The 23,296-nt window shown below is 59.6% G+C and carries 20 protein-coding genes and 2 rRNA genes (1 of these 22 only partly in view); 11 read left to right on the top strand and 11 right to left on the bottom strand.

What is annotated here, in order from left to right:
• The 3 genes from C2U30_RS10070 to C2U30_RS10060 form a co-directional block, all read left to right on the top strand.
• Positions 1 to 2,784: ribosomal RNA gene (locus tag C2U30_RS10070) — 23S ribosomal RNA — on the top strand; it begins 105 nt to the left of the window's first position.
• 108 nt (positions 2,785 to 2,892) lie between these two features.
• Positions 2,893 to 3,007, top strand: a 5S ribosomal RNA gene (gene rrf / locus C2U30_RS10065).
• 296 nt (positions 3,008 to 3,303) lie between these two features.
• Positions 3,304 to 3,936 (top strand): LysE family translocator, encoded by a 633-nt coding sequence (locus C2U30_RS10060; RefSeq protein WP_103243674.1) that lies wholly within the window; start codon positions 3,304 to 3,306, stop codon positions 3,934 to 3,936.
• Between the two features lie 82 nt (positions 3,937 to 4,018).
• Here C2U30_RS10060 and fis read toward each other — a convergent pair whose 3' ends face one another.
• On the bottom strand, positions 4,019 to 4,315 hold the full coding sequence (gene fis / locus C2U30_RS10055) for a DNA-binding transcriptional regulator Fis (protein ID WP_005309538.1): 297 nt from the start codon (positions 4,313 to 4,315) through the stop codon (positions 4,019 to 4,021).
• 25 nt (positions 4,316 to 4,340) lie between these two features.
• Positions 4,341 to 5,306 (bottom strand): tRNA dihydrouridine synthase DusB, encoded by a 966-nt coding sequence (gene dusB, locus C2U30_RS10050; protein ID WP_010675552.1) that lies wholly within the window; start codon positions 5,304 to 5,306, stop codon positions 4,341 to 4,343.
• A gap of 290 nt (positions 5,307 to 5,596) precedes the next feature.
• Between dusB and C2U30_RS10045 the strand changes: the two genes are divergently transcribed.
• The 4 genes from C2U30_RS10045 to C2U30_RS10030 all read left to right on the top strand — a co-directional run bounded on the left by C2U30_RS10045 (position 5,597) and on the right by C2U30_RS10030 (position 10,407).
• A complete protein-coding gene (locus C2U30_RS10045) occupies positions 5,597 to 7,003 on the top strand; it encodes a TolC family protein (protein WP_161957753.1) in 1,407 nt (468 codons plus the stop codon).
• A 73-nt stretch (positions 7,004 to 7,076) separates the two neighbouring features.
• Positions 7,077 to 8,081: an HlyD family secretion protein gene (locus tag C2U30_RS10040; protein ID WP_103243673.1), complete on the top strand. Its 1,005-nt coding sequence runs from the start codon at positions 7,077 to 7,079 to the stop codon at positions 8,079 to 8,081.
• Positions 8,081 to 9,217 (top strand): ABC transporter permease, encoded by a 1,137-nt coding sequence (locus tag C2U30_RS10035; protein ID WP_103243672.1) that lies wholly within the window; start codon positions 8,081 to 8,083, stop codon positions 9,215 to 9,217. The genes C2U30_RS10040 and C2U30_RS10035 overlap by 1 nt, the downstream gene beginning before the upstream one ends.
• Positions 9,214 to 10,407 carry an ABC transporter permease gene (locus tag C2U30_RS10030; RefSeq protein ID WP_103243671.1) on the top strand — a complete coding sequence of 398 codons (1,194 nt, stop codon included), beginning with the start codon at positions 9,214 to 9,216 and terminating at the stop codon, positions 10,405 to 10,407. The genes C2U30_RS10035 and C2U30_RS10030 overlap by 4 nt, the downstream gene beginning before the upstream one ends.
• A 56-nt stretch (positions 10,408 to 10,463) precedes the next feature.
• On the opposite strand, the gene C2U30_RS10025 is transcribed toward C2U30_RS10030, so the two are convergent.
• The 3 genes from C2U30_RS10025 to C2U30_RS10015 all read right to left on the bottom strand — a co-directional run bounded on the left by C2U30_RS10025 (position 10,464) and on the right by C2U30_RS10015 (position 12,828).
• Positions 10,464 to 11,099, bottom strand: coding sequence for an SDR family oxidoreductase (locus tag C2U30_RS10025; protein ID WP_103243670.1), 636 nt, complete (start codon positions 11,097 to 11,099; stop codon positions 10,464 to 10,466).
• Between the two features lie 127 nt (positions 11,100 to 11,226).
• Positions 11,227 to 12,081: a DnaA ATPase domain-containing protein gene (locus C2U30_RS10020; protein ID WP_103243669.1), complete on the bottom strand. Its 855-nt coding sequence runs from the start codon at positions 12,079 to 12,081 to the stop codon at positions 11,227 to 11,229.
• A 72-nt stretch (positions 12,082 to 12,153) separates the two neighbouring features.
• Positions 12,154 to 12,828 (bottom strand): DnaT-like ssDNA-binding domain-containing protein, encoded by a 675-nt coding sequence (locus C2U30_RS10015; RefSeq protein ID WP_039041329.1) that lies wholly within the window; start codon positions 12,826 to 12,828, stop codon positions 12,154 to 12,156.
• 275 nt (positions 12,829 to 13,103) lie between these two features.
• On the opposite strand from C2U30_RS10015, the gene C2U30_RS10010 reads away from it, so the two are divergent.
• Positions 13,104 to 14,075 (top strand): response regulator, encoded by a 972-nt coding sequence (locus C2U30_RS10010; protein ID WP_029314797.1) that lies wholly within the window; start codon positions 13,104 to 13,106, stop codon positions 14,073 to 14,075.
• A 70-nt stretch (positions 14,076 to 14,145) separates the two neighbouring features.
• Here the strand turns inward: C2U30_RS10010 and C2U30_RS10005 are convergent, their stop codons facing one another.
• The 3 genes from C2U30_RS10005 to C2U30_RS09995 form a co-directional block, all read right to left on the bottom strand.
• Entirely contained in the window at positions 14,146 to 15,543 is a 1,398-nt protein-coding gene (locus C2U30_RS10005; protein WP_029314796.1) for a peptide MFS transporter, read from the bottom strand.
• A gap of 213 nt (positions 15,544 to 15,756) precedes the next feature.
• Positions 15,757 to 16,668 carry a UTP--glucose-1-phosphate uridylyltransferase GalU gene (gene galU, locus C2U30_RS10000; protein ID WP_103243668.1) on the bottom strand — a complete coding sequence of 304 codons (912 nt, stop codon included), beginning with the start codon at positions 16,666 to 16,668 and terminating at the stop codon, positions 15,757 to 15,759.
• Positions 16,669 to 16,762: 94 nt separating this feature from the next.
• Positions 16,763 to 17,080: a ComEA family DNA-binding protein gene (locus C2U30_RS09995; RefSeq protein WP_039041323.1), complete on the bottom strand. Its 318-nt coding sequence runs from the start codon at positions 17,078 to 17,080 to the stop codon at positions 16,763 to 16,765.
• 164 nt (positions 17,081 to 17,244) lie between these two features.
• Between C2U30_RS09995 and cysQ the strand changes: the two genes are divergently transcribed.
• Positions 17,245 to 18,015 carry a 3'(2'),5'-bisphosphate nucleotidase CysQ gene (gene cysQ, locus C2U30_RS09990; RefSeq protein ID WP_039041322.1) on the top strand — a complete coding sequence of 257 codons (771 nt, stop codon included), beginning with the start codon at positions 17,245 to 17,247 and terminating at the stop codon, positions 18,013 to 18,015.
• Positions 18,016 to 18,078: 63 nt separating this feature from the next.
• Here the strand turns inward: cysQ and C2U30_RS09985 are convergent, their stop codons facing one another.
• From C2U30_RS09985 to C2U30_RS09975, 3 genes are all read right to left on the bottom strand, one after another.
• A complete protein-coding gene (locus tag C2U30_RS09985; protein WP_010675539.1) occupies positions 18,079 to 18,375 on the bottom strand; it encodes a YciI family protein in 297 nt (98 codons plus the stop codon).
• 24 nt (positions 18,376 to 18,399) lie between these two features.
• A complete protein-coding gene (locus C2U30_RS09980) occupies positions 18,400 to 18,951 on the bottom strand; it encodes a septation protein A (protein WP_045521880.1) in 552 nt (183 codons plus the stop codon).
• 105 nt (positions 18,952 to 19,056) lie between these two features.
• A complete protein-coding gene (locus C2U30_RS09975) occupies positions 19,057 to 20,562 on the bottom strand; it encodes an aminotransferase class V-fold PLP-dependent enzyme (RefSeq protein WP_103243667.1) in 1,506 nt (501 codons plus the stop codon).
• Positions 20,563 to 20,753: 191 nt separating this feature from the next.
• Here C2U30_RS09975 and trhA point away from each other — a divergent pair, with 191 nt between their 5' ends.
• Complete coding sequence (gene trhA / locus C2U30_RS09970) at positions 20,754 to 21,386, top strand: PAQR family membrane homeostasis protein TrhA (RefSeq protein WP_039041319.1); 633 nt, start codon at positions 20,754 to 20,756, stop codon at positions 21,384 to 21,386.
• A gap of 121 nt (positions 21,387 to 21,507) precedes the next feature.
• Complete coding sequence (locus C2U30_RS09965; RefSeq protein ID WP_103243666.1) at positions 21,508 to 23,169, top strand: putative transporter; 1,662 nt, start codon at positions 21,508 to 21,510, stop codon at positions 23,167 to 23,169.
• The last annotated feature ends 127 nt before the right edge of the window (positions 23,170 to 23,296 follow it).

The raw sequence follows: 23,296 nt of genomic DNA, 5'->3' as shown, positions 1-23,296 counted from the left end.
TCACGGATTTCCGAATGGGGAAACCCACTTAGCATAAGCTAGGTATCGCTGCGTGAATACATAGCGTAGCGAGGCGAACCGGGAGAACTGAAACATCTAAGTACCCCGAGGAAAAGAAATCAACCGAGATTCCCTCAGTAGCGGCGAGCGAACGGGGATTAGCCCTTAAGCATCTTGGAAGTTAGTGGAACGGTCCTGGAAAGGCCGGCGATACAGGGTGATAGCCCCGTACACGAAAACGACCTTGATGTGAAATCGAGTAGGGCGGGACACGTGACATCCTGTCTGAATATGGGGGGACCATCCTCCAAGGCTAAATACTCCTGACTGACCGATAGTGAACCAGTACCGTGAGGGAAAGGCGAAAAGAACCCCTGTGAGGGGAGTGAAATAGAACCTGAAACCGTGTACGTACAAGCAGTGGGAGCCCTTCGGGGTGACTGCGTACCTTTTGTATAATGGGTCAGCGACTTACATTTTGTAGCGAGGTTAACCGTATAGGGGAGCCGTAGGGAAACCGAGTCTTAACTGGGCGTCTAGTTGCAAGGTGTAGACCCGAAACCGGGTGATCTAGCCATGGGCAGGTTGAAGGTTGAGTAACATCAACTGGAGGACCGAACCCACTAACGTTGCAAAGTTAGGGGATGACCTGTGGCTGGGGGTGAAAGGCCAATCAAACTCGGAGATAGCTGGTTCTCCCCGAAAGCTATTTAGGTAGCGCCTCGGACGAATACTACTGGGGGTAGAGCACTGTTTGGGCTAGGGGGTCATCCCGACTTACCAACCCCATGCAAACTCCGAATACCAGTAAGTACTATCCGGGAGACACACGGCGGGTGCTAACGTCCGTCGTGAAGAGGGAAACAACCCAGACCGCCGGCTAAGGTCCCAAAGTTCTGGTTAAGTGGGAAACGATGTGGGAAGGCTCAGACAGCTAGGATGTTGGCTTAGAAGCAGCCATCATTTAAAGAAAGCGTAATAGCTCACTAGTCGAGTCGGCCTGCGCGGAAGATGTAACGGGGCTCAAACCAGGCACCGAAGCCGCGGATTCACGCTAAGCGTGAGTGGTAGGGGAGCGTTCTGTAAGTCTGCGAAGGTGTATCGAGAGGTATGCTGGAGATATCAGAAGTGCGAATGCTGACGTAAGTAACGATAAAGGGGGTGAAAAGCCTCCTCGCCGGAAGACCAAGGGTTCCTGTCCAACGTTAATCGGGGCAGGGTGAGTCGACCCCTAAGGCGAGGCCGAAAGGCGTAGTCGATGGGAAGCAGGTTAATATTCCTGCACGACTTGTAATTGCGATGGGGGGACGGAGAAGGCTAGGTGGGCCAGGCGACGGTTGTCCTGGTGAAAGTGCGTAGGTGGTGTTTCCAGGCAAATCCGGAGACACAACACTGAGACACGAGACGAACGCACCACGGTGCGGAAGCCATTGATGCCCTGCTTCCAGGAAAAGCCTCTAAGCTTCAGATTACAAGTCATCGTACCCCAAACCGACACAGGTGGTCGGGTAGAGAATACCAAGGCGCTTGAGAGAACTCGGGTGAAGGAACTAGGCAAAATAGAACCGTAACTTCGGGAGAAGGTTCGCTCTTGATGGTGAAGTCCCTTGCGGATGGAGCTGTCGGGAGTCGCAGTGACCAGATGGCTGGGACTGTTTATCAAAAACACAGCACTCTGCAAACACGAAAGTGGACGTATAGGGTGTGACACCTGCCCGGTGCCGGAAGGTTAATTGATGGGGTTAGCGCAAGCGAAGCTCTTGATCGAAGCCCCGGTAAACGGCGGCCGTAACTATAACGGTCCTAAGGTAGCGAAATTCCTTGTCGGGTAAGTTCCGACCTGCACGAATGGTGTAACCATGGCCATGCTGTCTCCACCCGAGACTCAGTGAAATCGAATTCGCCGTGAAGATGCGGTGTACCCGCGGCTAGACGGAAAGACCCCGTGAACCTTTACTACAGCTTGGCACTGAACATTGAACCTACATGTGTAGGATAGGTGGGAGGCTTTGAAGGCGTGACGCCAGTTGCGCTGGAGCCGTCCTTGAAATACCACCCTTGTATGTTTGATGTTCTAACGCAGGGCCCTGAATCGGGCTCGCGGACAGTGCCTGGTGGGTAGTTTGACTGGGGCGGTCTCCTCCCAAAGAGTAACGGAGGAGCACGAAGGTTGGCTAATCCTGGTCGGACATCAGGAGGTTAGTGCAATGGCATAAGCCAGCTTAACTGCGAGACGGACAGGTCGAGCAGGTACGAAAGTAGGTCATAGTGATCCGGTGGTTCTGAATGGAAGGGCCATCGCTCAACGGATAAAAGGTACTCCGGGGATAACAGGCTGATACCGCCCAAGAGTTCATATCGACGGCGGTGTTTGGCACCTCGATGTCGGCTCATCACATCCTGGGGCTGAAGTCGGTCCCAAGGGTATGGCTGTTCGCCATTTAAAGTGGTACGCGAGCTGGGTTCAGAACGTCGTGAGACAGTTCGGTCCCTATCTGCCGTGGGCGTTGGATGATTGAAGGGAGTTGCTCCTAGTACGAGAGGACCGGAGTGAACGAACCTCTGGTGTTCGGGTTGTCACGCCAGTGGCACTGCCCGGTAGCTAAGTTCGGAATCGATAACCGCTGAAAGCATCTAAGCGGGAAGCGAGCCCTGAGATGAGTCATCCCTGACCCCTTGAGGGTCCTAAAGGGCCGTTGGAGACCACAACGTTGATAGGTGGGGTGTGTAAGCGTAGCGATACGTTGAGCTAACCCATACTAATTACCCGTGAGGCTTAACCATACAACACCCAAGAAGTGTTCGAAGGCTTGTAGCAAATACCAAGCGAACTACTAATTCAGTGATAGCGACCAGTCGTTATTCACGTCAGCTTTCTGGATTAAGATTTTGCCTGGCGGCAATAGCGCAGTGGAACCACCTGATCCCATGCCGAACTCAGAAGTGAAACGCTGTAGCGCCGATGGTAGTGTGGCATTCGCCATGCGAGAGTAGGACACTGCCAGGCACCCAATACAAGAAACCCCGCTCACTCGAGCGGGGTTTTTTATTGCCTGAAATTTATTTTTTAGATAATAAGTCTGGATAATGCTAAAAATTCAGTCAATTGCATCGATAAACATTGCTATTCAGCCAGTATCACTGCCTTTCAAACGGCTCAATCTCTCTTTTTCACCTGGTTGAGCGTCAAATATCTCCGGCTCAAACGCTATTCCCTTCCTTGATAATCACTATCGCCGGAAACGGGAGTGACAAGTACTTCAGGATCCATAGACTGTTTCTTTCATGTACAAGGAGCTGTGTATGTTGGGGATCCACGATCTGGCGCTGTTTATCGTTTCTGGCCTGTTGTTGAACATGATGCCTGGGCCTGACTCCCTGCTCATCATGCTGCGCAGCGGCTCCCAGGGATGGCGTGCAGGGTCCATGGCGGCATTGGGTATCGGGACAGGTACCATGGTGCATGTGTTGGCGGCGGCTCTGGGACTGTCTGCCCTGTTGAGTGCCTCCGCCGAGCTGTTTACCGTCATCAAGCTGATGGGGGCGCTCTATCTGGTCTATCTCGGCGTGTCCATGCTCTGGCAGAGGAGTGGCACTTCAACGTCTGTGGATGGGGCTGTGGCGCTGCCTGCGCTCTCTTATGGGCGCATCTTTCGGCAGGGGTTGCTCACCAATGTCCTCAATCCCAAGGTGGCGCTCTTCTTTCTCGCTTTTGTGCCCCAGTTCATCGATCCCGCTTCACCGCAAAAGGCGATGGCATTCATCGTGCTGGGCTGCATCTTCAATCTCAACGGCATGATCTGGTGCCATCTGCTGGCGTTTTCCACCGCGTTTGCAAGCCGTAAGGTACGATTGCCCGCCCGGGTGGCCACCTGGCTGAATCGCGTGATGGGGGGGCTGTTCGTGGGGCTCGGTATCAAGCTGGCGGTGGAGTGAGCAGGTAAACACCGAGCATAGAAAAAGGCGTATCCCATCGCTGGGATACGCCTTCGTCTGCACTGCAGCAGAATGACCGGGATCAGTTCATGCCGTAACGCTTGAGTTTCTTGCGCAGGGTGCCGCGGTTGATGCCCATCATCACGGCGGCGCGAGTCTGGTTGCCACGGGTGTACTGCATGATCACGTCCAGCATGGGAGCTTCGACTTCGGAGAGAACCATATCGTACAGATCAATCACTTCCTGACCGTTCAACTGGGCCAGGTAGTTACGCAGGGCCTGTTGCACAGAGTCACGCAGGGGGCGTTGGGTCGGCTCGGCAGCGTGATTGTGAGTAGTTGTTACCAATGCATCAGAAGTCAGGGTTTGTTCGAACATATTCGGTCGGCTCTTTAGTTATGCGTTAACCTAATCCATCGAAATACGCTTCGAGTGCCTCGAGTTGTGCGTCTGCACAATCCAGGGCATTGAAGTGCTTACGGAATTCTCGGCCCGCCTCTTCTTCATCCAGATACCAGCCCACGTGTTTACGGGCAATGCGCGCTCCCAGATAGGCACCGTAAAACTGGTGCAGATTGGTGACATGCTCGTTCATCAGGGTGCGAACCTCTTCCCTGTCGGGAGGCGGCAGCTTGGTGCCCGTTTCAAGAAAATGGCGGATTTCCCGGAAAATCCAGGGTCGTCCTTGCGCAGCACGGCCGATCATCACGGCGTCGACACCGGTATAGTCGAGGACATACCGGGCTTTCTCCGGGCTATCGATGTCGCCATTGGCGACAACAGGAATCGATACGGCCTGCTTAATCGCCCTGATAGTGTCGTACTCCGCTTCGCCCTTGTAGAGGCAGGCACGGGTACGACCATGCACGGCAAGGGCCGCGATACCGCAATCTTCGGCGATTCGGGCGATCTCCTCGCCATTGCGGTTATCCGGATCCCATCCTGTGCGGATCTTCAAGGTGACAGGTACTTCCACCGCATCCACCACGGCCCGGCAGATGGATCTGACCAGGTCTGGCTGACGCAGCAGGGCGGAACCTGCCAGCTTCTTATTCACTTTTTTTGCCGGACATCCCATGTTGATGTCGACGATCTGAGCGCCCTGCTCCACGTTGTAGCGGGCAGCAAACGCCATCATCTCGGGGTCGGCACCGGCAATCTGGACCGATCGCAAGCCGCCTTCAGCAGAGTGATCCATTCTCATCCGGGTTTTCTGGGTATCCCAGACATCCGGGTTGGCCAGCAGCATCTCGGAAACGGCCATACCGGCTCCCAAACGTAAACAAAGTTCACGAAATGGTCGGTCTGTTACACCGGCCATGGGGGCCACGATCAGGGGAGTTTCAAGCGTGTGGGGACCTATCTGCATTCCACGGTTACCATCGGCTTAGGGCGGCGTATATTACGCATTTTTTAGTCAGGAGAAAAGGTTAGTATTTGAGCGTCAGCCATTTTTTTCTGAAAAAAACGTCGCGCCAAGGCTTGCAAATTCAGGAGTGCTTGAAAATCGGACATATTGTCTGTGACCATGGTCAGGAGGGCGCGAGTGAGGGGGATGGTGATTTGTGAGTCTCCCTCTCAAGCCGGTTTAGGCTATGATAGCGGGCCTGAATTGAGCAAAGACTCTACACAATTTCATTACAAACGGATCGGGGATGTATGACGGCAAAGTTCATCAAATCGCTCTGCCCATGCCTGCTGGGTATCGTGCTGGGGTCGGCTCAGGCGCAGACGGTCAGCTTTACCGAGGCCTGGAGCCGGGTCATCCAGCAGGATGACGGCTTGGCGGCAGAGCAGGCCGGGGTGGAGCGGGCCCAGCAACTGCGGGAGGCGGCCAAGGCCATGTACCTGCCCAAGGTGGATGTGGGGGCAAGCTATACCCATCTCGATCAGCCGATGGAGCTGGACATGCTGGATCTCAACCCCATCGCCAATCATCCGGAATTCGGCAAGGTCCTGGGGCCCGTGATGCAGGCACTCAACCTCAGCCCGAGCGATTTTGTCACCCCCCTCACCAAGCAGAACGTGGTGACCAGTTCGGTCAAGATGCTATGGCCGCTCTTTACCGGCGGGCGCATCGATGCGGCCCAGGATATTCGTCAGGCCCAGGTGAGCGAGGCTGAGCAGTTGCTGGTGCTCAAACAGCAGTCCACCTTCGAGAGCCTCTCCCAGACCTACTTCGGGGTGGTGCTGGCGGCGCAGGTGGTGCAGACCAAGCAGGAGATCGAGCAGGGACTGGCACACCATCTGGATCATGCCAAGAAGCTCGAAGCCCAGGGGCAGATCGCCAAGGTGGAGCGCCTTTCGGCCCAGTCTGCCTATGACAGGGCACGTATCGATACCCAGAAGGCCAGGCGCAGCCTGGAGATCGCCCAGCTGGCGCTCGGCCACATGCTCAAGCTCAAGCAGGCTGAGCCCAATACCGCCCTCTTCATCAACGAAGGGATGCCAGCCTTGTCTCCATTTGTGGAGGAGACCCTGTCGGTGCATCCCGGTCTCAAGCTGTTGACGGCCAAGAAGGAGCAGGCCCAGGGGATGATCAAGCTGGAGAAGGGCAAATACGCCCCCGAGCTCTTCCTGTTCGGCAACTACAACCTCTATGAAGATGATTCCATCGTCTCCAAGACCACACCGGACTGGCTGGTTGGTGTCGGGGTCAGCATGCCGCTGGTGAGTCGTGATGGCCGCTCCGAGACGGTCCAGGCAGCCAAGAGCGCCGAACTCCAGGTCAACCTGCTGCAAGCCAAGACCCGCCAGGATCTGGAGCTGCTGGTCGAGAAGACCTGGCGCGAGGCTGCCCAGGGACTGGAGGAGTATCACTCTCTCTCCTCGACCCAGGCGCTGGCCGAGGAGAACGTGCGATTGCGTGACAAGGCATTCGGTCAGGGGCTCTCCACTTCCCTTGATGTGGTCGATGCCCAGACCCAGCTTGCCGGGGTCAAGACCCAGCGCGCCGCCGCCGCCTATCAATACGTGATCTCCCTGGCCCGCCTGTTGGCACTCTCCGGTCAGATGAACAGTTTCAACCAGTATCAGCATGGTCAGGCGATCGAGGTGAACTCATGATCGCGCTCTCTTCCATTCCGTTATTCATGTCCGTTTCGACCGCCAAGGGTCGCCCGTTTGCCGAGGTGAATTCATGAGTCATCCCCCCATCAAGAAGAAGATGAGCCAGGGCAAGCCCTGGCTGCTGCCACTGGCGCTGGTATTGCTTGTGCTCTGGCTTGGATGGCGCTTCTGGCTGGCCTATCAGCCGGAGCCGGTGCGTCTGCAGGGGCAGATAGAGGCGCAGCAGTATTCGGTCTCTTCCAAGGTGGCGGGCCGCATCGACGAGGTGCTGGTGAAGAAGGGGGATCAACTGGCCAGGGGCCAACTGGCGTTTACTCTGGCGAGCCCGGAGATCGAGGCCAAGCTGAGTCAGGCCAAGGCCGGGCAGGCCGCGGCGGGTGCCATGGCCGAAGAGGCCGAGAAGGGGGCGCGAGTGCAGCAGATCGCGGCCGCCAAGGATCAGTGGCAACAGGCCAAGGCGGCTGCCCTGCTTCATGGCAAAACCTACGAGCGCATTGCCAGCCTGCATCGGGATGGCGTGATGCCACTGCAAAAGCGTGACGAGGCCTGGACGGCCTGGCAGGCGGCGAAGTACAGCGAGGGCATGGCCTGGCAGCAATATCAGATGGCGCTGGAAGGGGCGCGGGAAGAGACCAAGATAGCGGCCCGCGAGCAGGCCAAGATGGCGGCTGGCGGCGTGGCGGAAGTGGAAGCCTATCTGGCCGATACCCGCATCGCCAGCCCACACGAGGGGGAAGTTGCCCAGGTGCTGTTGCGTAGCGGCGAGCTGGCTCCCCAGGGCTTCCCCGTGGTGACTTTGCTCGACATGAAGGATGCCTGGGCCCAGTTCCATGTCCGTGAGGACCTCCTGCCAAGGTTCCCGGTCGGTACCGAGTTTGATGCCCGTATTCCCGGCCTGGGGGATCAGCTGGTGCGCTTCAAGGTGACCCATGTGGCCGTGATGGGGGATTTCGCCACCTGGCGTGCCACCGACACCCGCCAGGGGTTCGACATGAAAAGCTTCCAGGTGGAAGCGCGCCCCTTGCAGCCGGTTGACGGGCTGCGGGTCGGCATGAGCGTGCTGGTCGAGCTCTGATGGGACGCGAATGGCGGTTGCTCTGGCAGGACCCGTTCGGCCGGGCGCTGGCGAGCTGGGTCCCCTTGCTGCTGATAGGGATCCTGTGCTGGATCTTTTCAGCCGGCCTGGCGCGGGATCTCAAGGTCGGTCTGGTGGATCTGGATCGCAGCCCCCTCTCCCGACAACTGGCGTTCTCTCTCGATGGCTCCGCCGGGCTCAAGATAGCGCAGCAGTTTGACGCCATCGACGAGGGGGCCAGGGCACTGCGAGGGGGGGACATCTATGCCCTGGTGGTGATCCCCCATCACCTGGAGCGGGATGCCCGGCAAGGCACTCAGCAGCAGGTCACCGTGTTCAACAATGGCCAGTTCATCCTGATTGCCAAGCTGGTCAACTCCGCACTGGCCCAGGTGGTGGGAACTCTCAATGGCCAGGTAGGGGTGTTGGAGGCCATGGCCGACGGCAAGACGCTGCCCGGTGCCCTGGGACAATCCGTACCCATTGCGAGCCAGGTTACCGCGCTCTACAACATCAATTCCAGCTACGCCCAGTTTCTGCTGAGCGCCCTGCTGCCTGCGGTGTGGCAGATCCTGGTGGTGCTCTATGGCCTGAACGCCCTGGCCCGCACCGATCGCCTCGGGTTGGACTGGACCACCAGAGGGGTCTGGTTCGGCCTCTGGCGTACCCTGCTGCCCCATGTGCTCATCGGCTGGGGGTGGGGTCTGGCGTGGAGTCTGCTGCTGTTCAAGGGGCTTGGGTACCCCATGCAAGGCAGTTGGCTGGTGCTGACGGCGGGGCTGGGACTGGCGTCGGCCGCTTGCGTCACCATGGGGGCCTTCTTCTACGGCATCATCCGGGATCCGGCGCGGGCGCTCTCTCTGGCCGGCGCCTACACGGCGCCGGGATTTGCCTTCATGGGGGTCACCTTTCCGGTCACCGCCATGGGGGATGTGGCCCAGTTCTGGCGCAGCCTGCTGCCCATCTCCCACTATGTGGAACTGCAGATCGGGCAAACCAACTACGGTCAACCGTTGACGGCAGCCCTGCCCCAGCTCGGGGCCCTGCTGCTGTTTCTGCTGCCCCTGCTGCTGGTGGTACACCGCTACCGGACGCCGTCGGGCGCGGCCCTGCCCCATGAGGAGTCCAGGCCATGATGGGATTCTGGGATCTGGTGCGCCTTGAGCTGCGCACCCTCTTGGCGGATCGCGCCATCATGCTGACCCTGTTTGGCGGCGTCTTCTTCTACTCCTTCCTCTATCCCCAGCCCTACCTGCACCAATTGCCCAGGGAAGAGCCCGTGGTGGTGGTCAACGAGGATGGCAGCCAGCTCTCCCGCCAGCTGGAGTTCATGGCCGATGCCACGGCGCAGGTGAAACTGGTGGCCCGTGCCGGTTCGCTCGACGAGGCCCGCCAGATGATGCTGACCGGCAAGGCGAGCGGCATCTTGCACATTCCCCGCCACTTCTATCGGGATCTGATGCTGGGCAGGAGCGTGACCCTGGGTTATGCCGGGGATGCCTCCTACTTCCTGGTCTATGGCACCATTGCCGAAGGGCTGGCCCAGGCGGGGGGCACGCTCGCCGCCCAGGTGAAGGTGGCCAGGTTGCTGAGCCAGGGCGAGGCGCTGCCCCAGGCCGCCATGGGCTGGAACGCGGTGGCCCTCAGTGTGCTGCCGGTATTCAACCCCACCATGGGCTATGTGAACTACGTGGTGCCTGCGGTATTCGTGCTGATCCTGCATCAGGTGTTGCTGATGGGGACCGGCATCCTGGGGGCGACCCAGAACCAGCGCAGCCGCCGTGGCGAGTCAGGCTACTGGCAACATGCTCCCGTGCCGGCCTTGTTGCTGGCCCGCACCCTGGTGGTGGGGGGGCTCTTCGTGCTGCCGGTGACCTACTTCTTCGGCTTCTGCTTCGATCACTACGGTATTGCCCGCACCGCTGTACCCGGCGAACTCTGGCTCTTTACCCTGCCGTTCCTGCTGGCCACCACCTGGCTCGGGATCGTGCTCGGCGCCCTGTTCACCCGCCGTGATCTGCCGACCCAGGTAGTGCTTGTCTCCTCTTTGCCGCTGGTCTTCCTGGCTGGCTTTATCTGGCCCCTTGAGCTCATCCCGGCACCCCTCAACTGGCTGGCCCAGTGGGCACCGAGCACGCCGGCCATCGAGGGATTCCTGCGCCTCAATCAGATGGGGGCCGACTTTGCCCAGATCTCCCGCTACTGGTGGCAGTTGTGGGGACTGGCGCTGCTGTATGGCGCTCTGGCGTGCTGGTTGCTCCGCTGGCGTCAACCGTGCCCTGCAACGGGGCCGGATGATGGGGCGACAGCGTCTTCCACCGACTAGGCCCCTTGCAACAGCACGGTCAGCCACTGGGCTGACCGTGTTGCCATTCACAGGGATCATGGCTGATTCAGACCCGGATCGCCGATGGCATAGATCTGGCCGCACGCCTCCTGGTCGGTGAGCAGTTGCAAACCCCGTATTGCCACATCCTGGCGCCTGACCAGGCCATGTCTCTCTTGCCCCTGGCTCAGGATGGCCTGACCCGTGGGCTCCCCATCCTGCAACCCTGCTGGGCGTAAAATGGTCCACGCAAGGGTGCTGGTCTGCAGCCAGCTTTCCGCCAGGCTCTTGAGGCGTACCTCGTGTCCGAAGGCGGCGCGAGCCCGCTCGGGCAGGTATTGCCAGCTGTCGCCACAACCGAGGGAGGTGACCAGCAGCAGGCGGCTGAGCCCGATGCGCTCCATCTCGTCGATCACATGGCGGTTGCCCTGATAATCCACCGGTGCACTCTGGCGAAAGCTGCCGAGGGTGGAGACTACCCGAGCATCCCTGCCCGCCAAGCGGCAAGCCTGGGCCACGGCCAGGGGGTCCAGGGCATCCCCGATGACGACCTCGACCCCCAGGGTATGCAGCTCGCTGGCCATATCGGCATGGCGCACCAGGGCAACGACCCTGTGGCCCAGTTGCAGTGCGTGGTCGGTGAAGGCGCGGCCCAGTCCGCGACTGGCACCGAAGATGAGTGTGGTTGGCATGACAGGCCCTCTCGAACAAAAGAGCAAGACTAGAGCCTGGATGGCTCTCTGTAAATGAGAGTGGTTTTTATTTGTGAGGTACAGGGGATATGAAGGGCCGGACATCAGGGACGCCGGCCCGACGGGATCAACCGTTGTAATGGCCGATGCTGGGACGGCGGCTGGGTCCGCTCAGGTGGATGTCCACCGGATTGAACGCCTTGATCGCCTCATAGCTGAAATCACCGATGGCCTGATGCAGGCTCTGGGGGCTGTGGTTGGTGATGATGATGACGCTTTTGGACAGGTTGCGACGACGGCGCAGCAGGTGGCCGAGGAAGCTGGACTGACTCTCGGCCATCTTGGCGCGGTTGGCCGCCACCTCGTCGATGATCAGCAGGTCCACCTCTTCCAGGGCGCGGCGGTACTGGTTGCGCTCCTCCTGATCCTGGATGACGTTGAAGAAGAGCCTGTCCACGATGGAGGCCCACTGCTGGAAGATCACCGACTTCTGGTGGCGCGCGATCAACTCGTGGGCCACGGCGCCCGCCAGGGTGGATTTGCCGGTGCCGTAATCGCCGTAGATCAGCATGCAGCCCCCGCCGCTCTTCTCCCAGTGCTCGAAACCGCTGATGAAGTAGCGGGCCGTTTCGATGGGGTATTGCAGGGCCGGGTCACCGGAATCCATCTTGTCGAAGATCCAGTCCGGATTGAGGTCGGCCTGGGCGATCAGCTTCTGGATCCGCTCCTGGCGGGCGGCTTTCTGCAACTCGCGCACTTCGGCATTGGCCTTGGCGTCGTACTCCTTGCGAAGGGTCTCGTAGTCGTACTGGCTGCCGCCGGTTGCGGCCCGCAGTCGGAGAATACGTTCCTGCAGGCTGCTGACGTGACGCTTGAGCTCGGGATCATGAGCCCGTTGCTCCTGTCTCGCCTTGGCGATTTTCTGGCGTTTGGCCTCGATCTCTTCCAGTGCCTGGCGCATCGGGTCGTGCGGATCTGTCATGGAATTCTCCTTCTGCTAGGGCTGTGGCTGGATGGGCAGGGGGTCAATAGTGCACTTCGTGGCCGCCTGGTATCAATCATTCTCCGGCTCCTGAGCTTGTGCCAGCCGTTTGGCCTCATCGATCATCTCTTGCGCCCGGCGGCTCGGGCCAGCCTCTACCGGGGCTGGCGCGACCTGCTGGTACCCGGTGACCACGGTCGCCGGGCGGCGGGCGTAGCGCCGACTCTTGAGGGCCCGAATAAATTTCAACATCCACTGGTGCTGGGAGTCGAACACCTCGGGGCGGCCGAGCCAGTAGGCGATGAACTCCCCGAGATCCTCTTCGCTGTAGCTGGCATCGATCACCCCGCACAGGCGTGCGAGAGCAGGCAGTTCTTCGTCCGGACGCCACTGCAGGTGCATCTGGAACGGGCGTGCCGGCAGGGGGCTGCGCACCCGCTGGCTCAGCAACGGCAACTGGAAAGGGCACTGGTGGTAGTGCTCACTGTCAGCCTGGGCCTCGACCTGAAGCAGTTCGGCTTCCATCAGCTCGTCGAGCAGTTCGGTCAGCTGGCGAGCGTTGACCTGATAGCTGAAACCACCGGGATTGCCCGGATCGACGACAGCCAATGCCCGGCCAAGCTCGGGATAGTTGAGTCGGGCCAGCCGATTTTCCAGCACCAAGCGGCGCAGTTGCAGGGTATAGAGGCTGCGGGCCGGATGGGAGAGTCTGGGATGGGCGAGGGCGCTGTATTCGGCTGGCGTCATGGTCTGCTTCACGATCTGGAGTGGAGGGCATTATCCCTCATGGCGGTGCCTCATACAATTCATGGTGCCGACCTGCGAGAGAACGGCTGCCGGGTGACGGTTGTCAATCATCTCTGCGCAAGGGGGCGAGCAAAATAGTCGGACCATTTCAAACGCTTGGCAGATACCAACGCCAGCCCGGCTCGCTGCTCGACAATATTGTGTGGCGGTATCCAGCGCCCATGATCTAGTCTTAATGCTCAAATAACCATTTGACTAATAAGAGCTTTGTCAAGATGTCAAAAGCCGGACTACGGATCTTGGTGGTAGAAGACGAAGCGGTTTTTCGCCACTCACTGGTATCTTATCTCGAGCACGACGGGGCCTGCGTCTTTCAGGCAGAAGACGGGATTGAGGGGCTCTCTGCCGCAGCGCTCTATCACCCCGATGTGGTGTTGTGTGATCTGAACATGCCGAACATGGATGGCCATGAGGTGATTGCCTGCCTCACCGCCCGCTATCCACAGGTGCCCGTCATCGTCATCTCCGGTCAGGATCAGATGGCTGCGATCGAGCGTGCGCTGCGGGCGGGGGCCAGGGACTTCTTCATCAAACCGGTGAATGACTATGAGCAGATCCGCCGCAGCATCGAGCAATGCCTGACAAACCTCGGGCATCAGAGCCAGCAACTGGAGCTGATGGAACACATCGACTTCTTCCGTGGCCACGATCTGGCGAGCAGCCGGCTGCTCGCCTGGTTGGCCCCCCCTGGCATGCAGGAGTGGGGGCCCTGGCAGGTCACCTTTGCCGGCATGGGCAATCTCTTCATCCCGGATACCTTCAAACTGGACGACAAGCTGCTGGTACTGGTGATGGAATTGCCCATCCTCGGTGTGGATGCGGCCTTCTGTGGTGCCTTGGTGCGCTCCCTGATGAACGGCCCCTATCGCCAATACCAGCAACAGGAGAGCCTGCTGTTGACCCAGCCACACCGATTGCTGGATTACCTCAATCTGCAACTGCTGGAGTCGGGCCTGCGTCACTCCTTTGCCATGGCGGCCCTGCTGTTCGATCAGGAAGATGGGCTGCTTTTTGCAAATGCCGGGCTCACCTCACCTCACTGGTTGATGCGTGCAGGGGGGTTGCCGCTCGGCTTGATGCGCAGCAGTCGCTACACGTTGCACAGGCGAAGCTGGCACGAGCCCTTTGATCTGCAGTTTCGCAGTGACAGCGGCAGCGCCCTGACGATGCAGGTTCGTCACCACTGACGCCGTGAAGTGAACACATGCAAACAGGGCGCCCATGGGCGCCCTGTTTGGTCTCTGCTGTCCTGACCGGTCAAACGGTCGCGGAGTGCAGTTTCTGCTCTTGTTCTTCGGGCTCTTTGGCCGGGCCTTCGGCACCGTGCATCCAGTAGACCAGGCGGTTGGCCATGGTCAGCAGGATGAGGGCGCTGATCACGGCGGCCAGTGCGATGCCACCGAAGATGGCCATGGCACCGGACTCGCCGACGAAGGAGCCGATGAAGCCGGCGGCATAGTTGGCCAGGGCCACGAAACCGAACCAGGCACCCATCATCAGGGAGGCCAGGCGCAGCGGAGCCAGCTTGGTCACCATGGAGAGACCGATGGGAGAGAGGCAGAGCTCACCCAGGGTATGGAACAGGTAGGCACCGACCAGCCAGAACATGGAGGTCTTGACGGCCTGATCACCACCTTGCTCCAGCACGGCACCGATCATGAACAGGAAGCCGACGGCCAGGAACAGCAGGCCCATGGCGAATTTCACCGGGGAGTTCGGCTCTTTCTTGCCGAGCTTGATCCAGATGGCGGCCACGACAGGGGCCAGGGTGATGATGAAGAAGGGGTTCAGGGACTGGAACCAGGCTGTCGGCACTTCGAAGCTGCCGATCATGCGGTCGGTATACTCCTGGGCATACAGGTTCATCAGACCACCGGCCTGCTCGAAGCCGGCCCAGAAGATGATGGTGAACAGGCCCAGTACCAGGATCACCTTGATGCGATCCACTTCCTGTTTGGTCAGGGGCGCTTTTTGCTCCTTGGAGCGCTGCAGGGCGGCACGCTGGGCGGCGGGCACACGGCCGATGTCGCCAAGGAAACGCTGTGCCATGGTGGCCTGCACGACCAGGGAGAGCAGCATGCCGATACCGGCGCTGACGAAGGCGGCTTGCCAGCCATAGGCGGTGGCGGCGGCGCCGCAGATCACGCCGGCCAGGAGGGAGCCCAGGTTGATGCCCATGTAGAAGATGGTGAAGGCGCCGTCACGACGGTGATCCCCTTCTTTATACAGGTCGCCCACCATGGTAGAGATGTTCGGTTTGAACAGGCCGTTGCCCACGATCAGCAAGCCAAGGCCGGCATAGAAGACGGTGTTGACCATGTCAGGGAACATGGCGTGAGGCAGTGCCAGGGTAAACTGGCCGGCGGCCATCAGCACGGCACCGAACAGGATGGCGCGTCGCTGGCCCAGGAAGGTATCGGCGAGCCAGCCGCCGATGATGGGGGTGATGTAGACCAGACCGGTATAGATGCCGTACAGCTTGAGGGCGTCGGCCTGGGTCCAGCCCATGCCACCGTTGGCGGTCAGGTCGGTCAGATAGAGGACGAGCACGGCACGCATGCCGTAATAGGAGAATCTCTCCCACAGTTCGGTACTAAAGAGCAAAAAAAGCCCTTTAGGGTGACCTAAAAAGGTCCCTTTGGACGGGTTATTCATTGGAACTTCCACCTGTGTCTTATATTTTTTTAGAAATTTTATGCAAGGGCTAGGAACAAGCCTTAATCCTTATAGAACAAGCGACTTTAAATTACAATATTATGATTTAGCGATATTTTATCTATCAATGGTTGAATATTTGTTTATAAAATGAAAAAGGGCATCGAATGATGCCCAGTTTTTTATTCTGCTTATCTTGTAAATATTCAGAGATTACAGCTCTTTGGCAAACTGCTTCAGCCAGCTGGTGAAATCTTTGCTGAGTTCCCGATGGCGCACGGCGTATTCCACATTGGCCTTCATATAACCGAGCTTGCTGCCGCAATCGTGGCTGCGTCCCTTCATGAAGTAGGCATTGACCTGCTCCTTTTCCATCAGCATGGCGATGGCATCGGTCAGCTGGATCTCGTCGCCGGCACCGGCCGGGGTTTTTTCCAGCAAGGGCCAGATATTGGCCGAGAGCACATAGCGACCGACCACGGCCAGGTTGGACGGGGCTTCATCCCGGGGTGGCTTCTCGACGATGGCCTGCATCGGCAGGGACATGCCTTCGCTCAGGGCCTCCCCCTTGATGTCGGCGATGCCGTATTTGTCCACTTCGCTCTCGGGGACGGCTTCCACCATGATCTGGCTGATCTGCTCCTCTGCGAACAGATGCACCATCTCCGCCAGGTTGTCCTGCTTCAGATCGCTGGCCACCTCGTCGATGAGCACATCCGGCAGCAGCACGGCGAAGGGTTGATCCCCGATGAGGGGGCGGGCACACAGTACTGCATGGCCCAGGCCTTTTGCTTCCCCTTGACGCACGTGCATGATAGTCACGTCTTTGGGACAGATGTGCTGAACCTCTTCCAGCAGTTGGCGCTTGACCCGCTTCTCCAGGGTCGCCTCCAGCTCGAAGCTCTTGTCGAAGTGGTTCTCGATGGAGTTCTTGCTTGAATGGGTCACCAGGATGATCTCCTTGATGCCGGCGGCGATGGCTTCGCGCACCACATACTGGATCAGCGGCTTGTCGACCACGGGCAGCATCTCCTTGGGGATGGCCTTGGTGGCGGGCAGCATGCGGGTACCCAGGCCGGCAACGGGGAGAACGGCCTTGCGAACAACGAGCGGTGTCTTTTTCATGGAGTGAGTCCGAAGATACAAAGTGGGCTCATGATACCCTAAGAAAAATAGGGCAGCCACAGGCTGCCCTCGGGATGATAGGGATTCAAACCGGTTACTTGACGATAATCATGTCCCGGTTTGCTTCCAGCGTGGCCGATCCGATTCCACTGACGTCCGCCAGTTGATCGACGGAGGTGAACTTGCCCTGCTTCTCCCTGTGGTCGATGATGGCCTGTGCCTTCTTCTCGCCAATGCCCTTCAGGGCGGTGAGCTCGCCGGCACTGGCGGTATTGAGATTGATCTTGCCGCTCTCCTTGACTTGGGTGGTGGCCACAGGCTTGGTCGCCGCCTTGTCGGCGGCCAGCAGAGGTTGGCTCAACAGGGGGAGGCAGCCCAGCAGTAGTGCGGCGATCAGGGTCTTCTTGTTCATATCGTCATGTCCTTATGTGGCGTTAGTGCCACATTTATCATTAGCTGTGTTGCGCCACTTTTTGTCTGTCAGTTTTGACACTGTATAAGTCAGTGCAAACGGCTATAAGCCGAAGATACTCACTCGGTTACACTGACCAACCCTTTGAGCGAGAACTCTTTTCCATGTATCTACCCGCCATTTCCGAACTGGAGCCCATCGCCCGCGCCGCCGGTGAGGCCATCATGTCCATCTACAGCCAGCCCTTTGCGGTGGAGTACAAGCAGGACGAGAGCCCGCTGACGGCTGCGGACAAGGGGGCCCACGAGGTGATCGTTCAGGCGCTGGCGCGTCTCACTCCCGATATCCCGGTGTTGTCGGAAGAGTCCTCCCCCGAGGTGATGGCTGCGCGACTCGGCTGGTCCCGCTACTGGCTGGTGGATCCTTTGGATGGCACCAAGGAGTTTGTCTCCCGCAACGGCGAGTTCACGGTGAATATCGCCCTGATTGAACAGGGGACCCCGCGCTGGGGGCTGGTCTATGCCCCGGTACTGGACAAGCTCTGGTATGGGGGCAAGGGGATTGGCGCCTGGCGTGTGGCCGATGGCAGGCACGAGACCATCCAGACCCGTCCTCATGACGCAGGGCAAGTGTGGCGCGTGGTGGGCAGTCGCAATCACCTGTCGCAAGAAACCCTCGAGTATCTGGCCCGTTTTGGCGAACTGGAGCGGGGCGAGATCGAGTTGGTTTCCATGGGCAGCTCTCTCAAGTTTTGCATCATTGCCGAGGGGGAGGCCGAGCTTTACCCGCGGCTCGCGCCGACCTGCGAGTGGGATACGGGGGCTGCTCAGGCGGTACTGGAAGGGGCGGGGGGCAGCGTCACCCAGCTCGATGGTTCGCCGCTTTGCTACAACAAGCCTGATATCCTCAATCCCTGGTTTGTGGCCAGGGCCTGAGTCACCATCGGATACGAAAAGGCCGGACAGTGTCCGGCCTTTTTCTTGTCAGCCTCGATGGGCTCAGAAGACTTTCTTGAACGGTTTGATGGTCACTCTGGCGTAGACCCCTGCCGCAACATAGGGGTCCGCATCGGCCCAGGCCTGGGCGTCGGCCTGACTGGCAAAGTCGGCGATGACGGTGCTGCCGGTGAAGCCCGCATCGGCCGGATCCTCGGCATCGATGGCCGGGTTGGGGCCGGCCGTCAGCAGGCGGCCCTCATCCTGCAAGGCTTGCAGGCGGGCCAGGTGGGCAGGGCGTGCCAGCTTGCGCTGGGGCAGGCTGCCCGCGACATCTTCGGAGTAGATCAGATACCACATGGAACAATCCCTTTCTGGTTGCGGTTATTTTTTCTGTTCTGCGTTCTGCTCGGCCGGCATGTGGCGATAGAGATAGACGCCGCTGAGCAGGGTGAAGACCAGGGTCATGCCCAGCAGGCCGAACACCTTGAAGTTGACCCACATCTCCTGGGAGAGGTTGAAGGCCACGTAGAGGTTGAGCAGGCCGCACAGGGTGAAGAAGCCGACCCAGCCTAGATTGACGTTGTCCCAGACCCGGTCGGGGGCTTGTAGCTCCTTGGCCAGCATCTGCTTGATGAGGTTCTTGCCAAAGCCATAGCGGCCGATGAGCAGGGCGAGGGCAAAGAGCACATTGATGACGGTCACCTTCCACTTGATAAAGGCATCGTCGTGGAAGAAGACGGTGAGGCCGCCGAAGAAACCGACCAGCACGAAGGTGAACAACTGCATCTTCTCGACCCGGCGATAGCGAAGCCAGCTGTACAGGAGTTGCAGGCCGGTGACGACCACCAGGGCGCCAGTGGCGGTGTAGATGTCGTAAAACTTGTAGACCGCGAAGAAGACGATCAGGGGGATGAACTCGATAAACTGCTTCATGCTGGGCTCTAACCTCAAAATTTCACTCAGTGTACCTGCCCGTCAGACAACGGCAAATGAATAAGACCGTCCATTCTGCAGGCAGTTCCTTCCCGGGGCGGCGGGTTACTCGAACAGCTGGCTGGCAATCTGGTTGCCAAGGCGCACCTGATCGTCCAGCAATGCGCGTATGTCTGCTTCCTCGATGAGGGGGTTGAGCAGGACGGCGCGTAGCAGCGTGAGCGGTTGCTCGCCATAGCGGGAGACTGCGCGCTGGGTGCGTGAGACGAAGCTGTGCCCTTCGGCGCGCTGGGCTTTTTGCAGGGCGACGTTGAAGAGATTGATCTGTTCGTTGGCCGCCACATCGGGCACCTGACCTTGCAGGTGGGGCGGAATGCACCGGTAGGAGAGCAGGTTCATGACAGGTGCCGACATCAGCTCGAAGGCGGGGCTGGCGTCGATGAGCGCGGCCATTCGCCGCGCCCTGTCGTAGTTGGCGTCGATGAGTTGGGCATAACCCTGCTGCCCCAGCATCTGGAAGGCGGCATCCAGATAGAGCGCGTTGGCGGGACGGGTCCCCTCCAGAGTGAAACGCCCCTGATCGAAGGAGGTGGCGCGGATGGCGTAGGGAGCCTCGCGCTTCACCGTCATCATCAGGTCCGGTTGGCGGCAGAGCAGCATGCCGGTACCGAGCGGGACCAGCAACTGCTTGTGACCGTCAAGGGTGACGGTATCGGCGTGCTCTATCCCCGTAAGCAATCCCTGATAGCGGGGCGAGAAGAGGGTCGGGCCACCCCAGGCCGCGTCCACGTGGAAGTGGATTTGCTCGCGCCGGGCGATGGCGGCCAGTTCCGGCAGCGGGTCGACGGAGCCAAAATCCGTGCTGCCAGCCACGCCGACCAGCGCCAGCACCTTGAGCTTCTGCTCCCTGCATTGTTGAAGGGCCTGTTCCAGCGCCGCCAGACTGAGCCGGTTGTGCTCGTCGGTGTCGAGACGCCAGACGCTGCGACCCCCGAGTCCCAGCAGATCCATCCCCTTGTCGAAGGAGTAGTGCATCAGCCGCGATCCCAGAATGACGGCGCCGCGATAGCCCTGCTCGGCGAGGGCGAACAGGTTGTCGCCACAGGCCCGGTTGCGGGCCAGCCAGAGAGCGGTGACGTTGGCGATGGTACCGCCACTGGTCATGACGCCGAGGGCTGCATCCTTGGCATGCATCTGGGCTGCATAGAAGGCGTCGTCCTGGCGGTAGACCAGACGGTGCAGCTTGGCCAGCACTTCCCGCTCCAGAAAGCTCAGCAGACGGGAGGACTCCATCTTCATCGGGTTCTGGTTGAGCATCACCAAGAGCCGGGAGAGCTCGGCGGTGAAGGCCGGCAGCGGTGCCGTCATGTGTCCCATGTAGCGGGGAGAGGTGAGGTGCGATGCCCCGGGTACCAGGGTGGCGAGCCGTGCCAGATAGTCCCGGGGAGAGATGCCGAAGGCGGGCATGCACGACTGATCGAGCTGGTGGGTGAAGCTGCCCCGCTGATAGGGGGCCTGACTGTCGTCGGAATGATGGAAATGCTCCAGCAGGGCCGTCATGGCCTTGCCGAAATCAGGATCCGGTTGTGTAAACAGTTCAGTGAGCTTCATCGGGTTCTCCAGACCAGATTGTCGGGCAGACGCGGCCATCCGCATGGGCGGCGTCGGCGGCAGAGCATACACCAAAGGGGCGGGGGGCACAGCCATCTCTGGCCCTCCCTCTCCTCGCCCCTTTATTTTCAGCTAACACTTGTAGCCTGAAACGTCGGCCGCTAGAGTGGGCCGGTAATGGGTTGGAGGTAATGATGGATGTGACGGGGTACTCCCCACGGGAAGAGTGGGCGAATCGCCTCAGCCATGGGCTGGGGCTGCTGCTGGGCGGACTGGGACTGGTCTTGCTGCTGCACAAGGGGTGGGATCAGGGGCCCAGGGTACTGCTGAGCTACGGCGTCTACGGTGCCAGCCTGGTATTGCTCTATCTCGCCTCGACGCTCTATCACAGCGTGAGCTCGGTGGCGGCCAGACGCTGGAGCAAGCTGTTCGATCACTGCGCCATCTATCTGCTGATCGCCGGCACTTATACCCCCTTCCTGCTGGTGGCGCTCGATACGCCGCTGGCGCAAGGACTGATGGTGGTGATCTGGGGGCTGGCCCTGGCGGGGGTCGTGTTCAAGCTGATCTTCATCAATCGCTTCAAGAAGGTGTCGCTATTTACCTATCTGATGCTGGGCTGGCTGTCGCTGGTGGTCATCTACCAGCTCTATCTGCATCTGGATGGTACCGGGCTCCTTCTGCTGGGGCTGGGTGGTCTCATCTACAGCCTGGGAGTGATCTTCTATGTGGCCAAGCGCATTCCCTACAACCACGCCATCTGGCACCTGTTTGTGCTGGGGGGCAGTCTGTGCCACTTCATGGCCATTTATGGCTACATCTGATGGCTAACCCTTAATTGGTATTTTTGTGCTCATGAAAGCCTGAATTCGTGCGGCACCCCACAGTTGCCCCCTTCGTTTGCTGACAAGCTAGTGCCAGTTCAGTTTGGAAAGGATGCAAACGATGAGTGAGATCGCGCTTTCCATCAGCATGCTGTCGCTGGTGGCAGTGCTGGGGCTCTGGCTGGGAAACTGGCGAGTCTATGGCGTGGGGTTGGGTATTGGCGGGGTGCTGTTCGGCGGCATCATAGTGGGCCACTTCGCCGGCTTGTCCGGCTTGAAGCTGGATGAGCAAACACTTCATTTTATTCAGGAATTCGGCCTGATCCTGTTCGTCTACACCATAGGCATCCAGGTCGGTCCCGGCTTCTTCTCCTCCTTGCGCAGTTCGGGTCTCAAGCTCAATGGCTTCGCGGCCCTGCTGGTTCTGCTCGGCTGCCTGGTGGCGGCAGCGTTGCACCAGCTGTTCGATGTACCGCTGCCGGTGATCCTCGGGGTCTTTTCCGGGGCAGTGACCAATACCCCGTCCCTGGGGGCTGGCCAGCAGATCCTGGCCGAGCTGGGGGCGGATCCTGGATCCACAGGCCTGATGGGGATGGGCTATGCGGTGGCCTACCCGTTCGGGATCTGCGGCATCCTGCTCACCATGTGGCTCATCAGGATGTTCTTCCACATCAAGATCGAGGAGGAGGCGGTCGCTTTCGAGCAGCAGGCTGGCAAGACCAAGGAGAGTCTGCAAACCATCAACATTGCCGTGCGCAATCCCAATATGCATGGCCTGATGCTCCGCGAGATCCCGAGTCTGGACGAGGCGGACGTCATCTGTTCCCGCCTCAAGCGTGGCGACGAGCTGATGGTGCCAAAGCCCGACTCGCGCATCGAACTTGGCGACCTGCTGCACCTGGTGGGGGAACGCCATGCCCTGCACAAGGTGCTGCTGGTGCTTGGAGAGGAGGTAGACACCTCCCTCTCCACCCGCGGGACCGATCTGCGGGTCGAGCGGGTGGTGGTCACCAATGAGCAGGTGCTCGGCAAGCGGATCCGCGAGCTCGACATCAAGCAGAAATACGATGTGGTCATCTCGCGCCTGAATCGGGCCGGCATCGAGCTGGTGCCGACCAGTCAGACCAGTCTGCAGTTCGGTGACATCCTGAACCTGGTGGGGCGGCTCGATGCCATCGAGGCGGTCACCAGCGTGGTGGGCAACGTGCAGCAGAAACTGCAGCAGGTGCAGATGCTGCCCGTCTTCATCGGCATCGGGTTGGGGGTATTGCTCGGATCCATTCCCTTCTACCTGCCGGGATTCCCGGCGGCGCTCAAGCTGGGGCTGGCAGGGGGACCGCTGGTGGTAGCGCTCATCCTGTCTCGTATCGGCAGCATCGGCAAGCTCTACTGGTTCATGCCGCCGAGCGCCAACCTGGCGCTGCGGGAAATAGGCATAGTGCTTTTCCTGGCGGTGGTGGGGTTCAAGTCCGGGGCCGGCTTCATCGACACCCTGATCAACGGCGACGGTCCCGCATGGATGATGTACGGTGTGGCAATCACCCTCATCCCGCTGCTGCTGGTGGGTGTGCTGGCACGCCATTATGGCAAGCTCAACTACCTCACGCTGTGCGGTCTGCTGGCCGGCTCGATGACGGATCCTCCCGCTCTGGCATTTGCCAACGGCATGCACCCCACCAGTGGTGCCAGCGCACTCTCTTACGCGACCGTCTACCCCTTGGTGATGTTCCTGCGGATCATCTCGCCCCAGCTGCTGGCCATCCTGCTCTGGGCCGGTGTCTGACACCTCACGAGACGGGAGCCGATGAGGCTCCCGTCTTCGTTTTGTCACAATTGATGCTATTGATTTAATTAATTTTATTCATCTTCGGCGTCCCTTCGTTTTCACCCCGAAACCCGGCTTCATTTCG

The sequence above is a fragment of the Aeromonas sp. ASNIH5 genome, from assembly GCF_002902865.1.
GTDB classification, from domain to species: Bacteria; Pseudomonadota; Gammaproteobacteria; order Enterobacterales; family Aeromonadaceae; genus Aeromonas; species Aeromonas caviae.
This window is presented reverse-complemented; position numbering and strand designations above follow the sequence as displayed.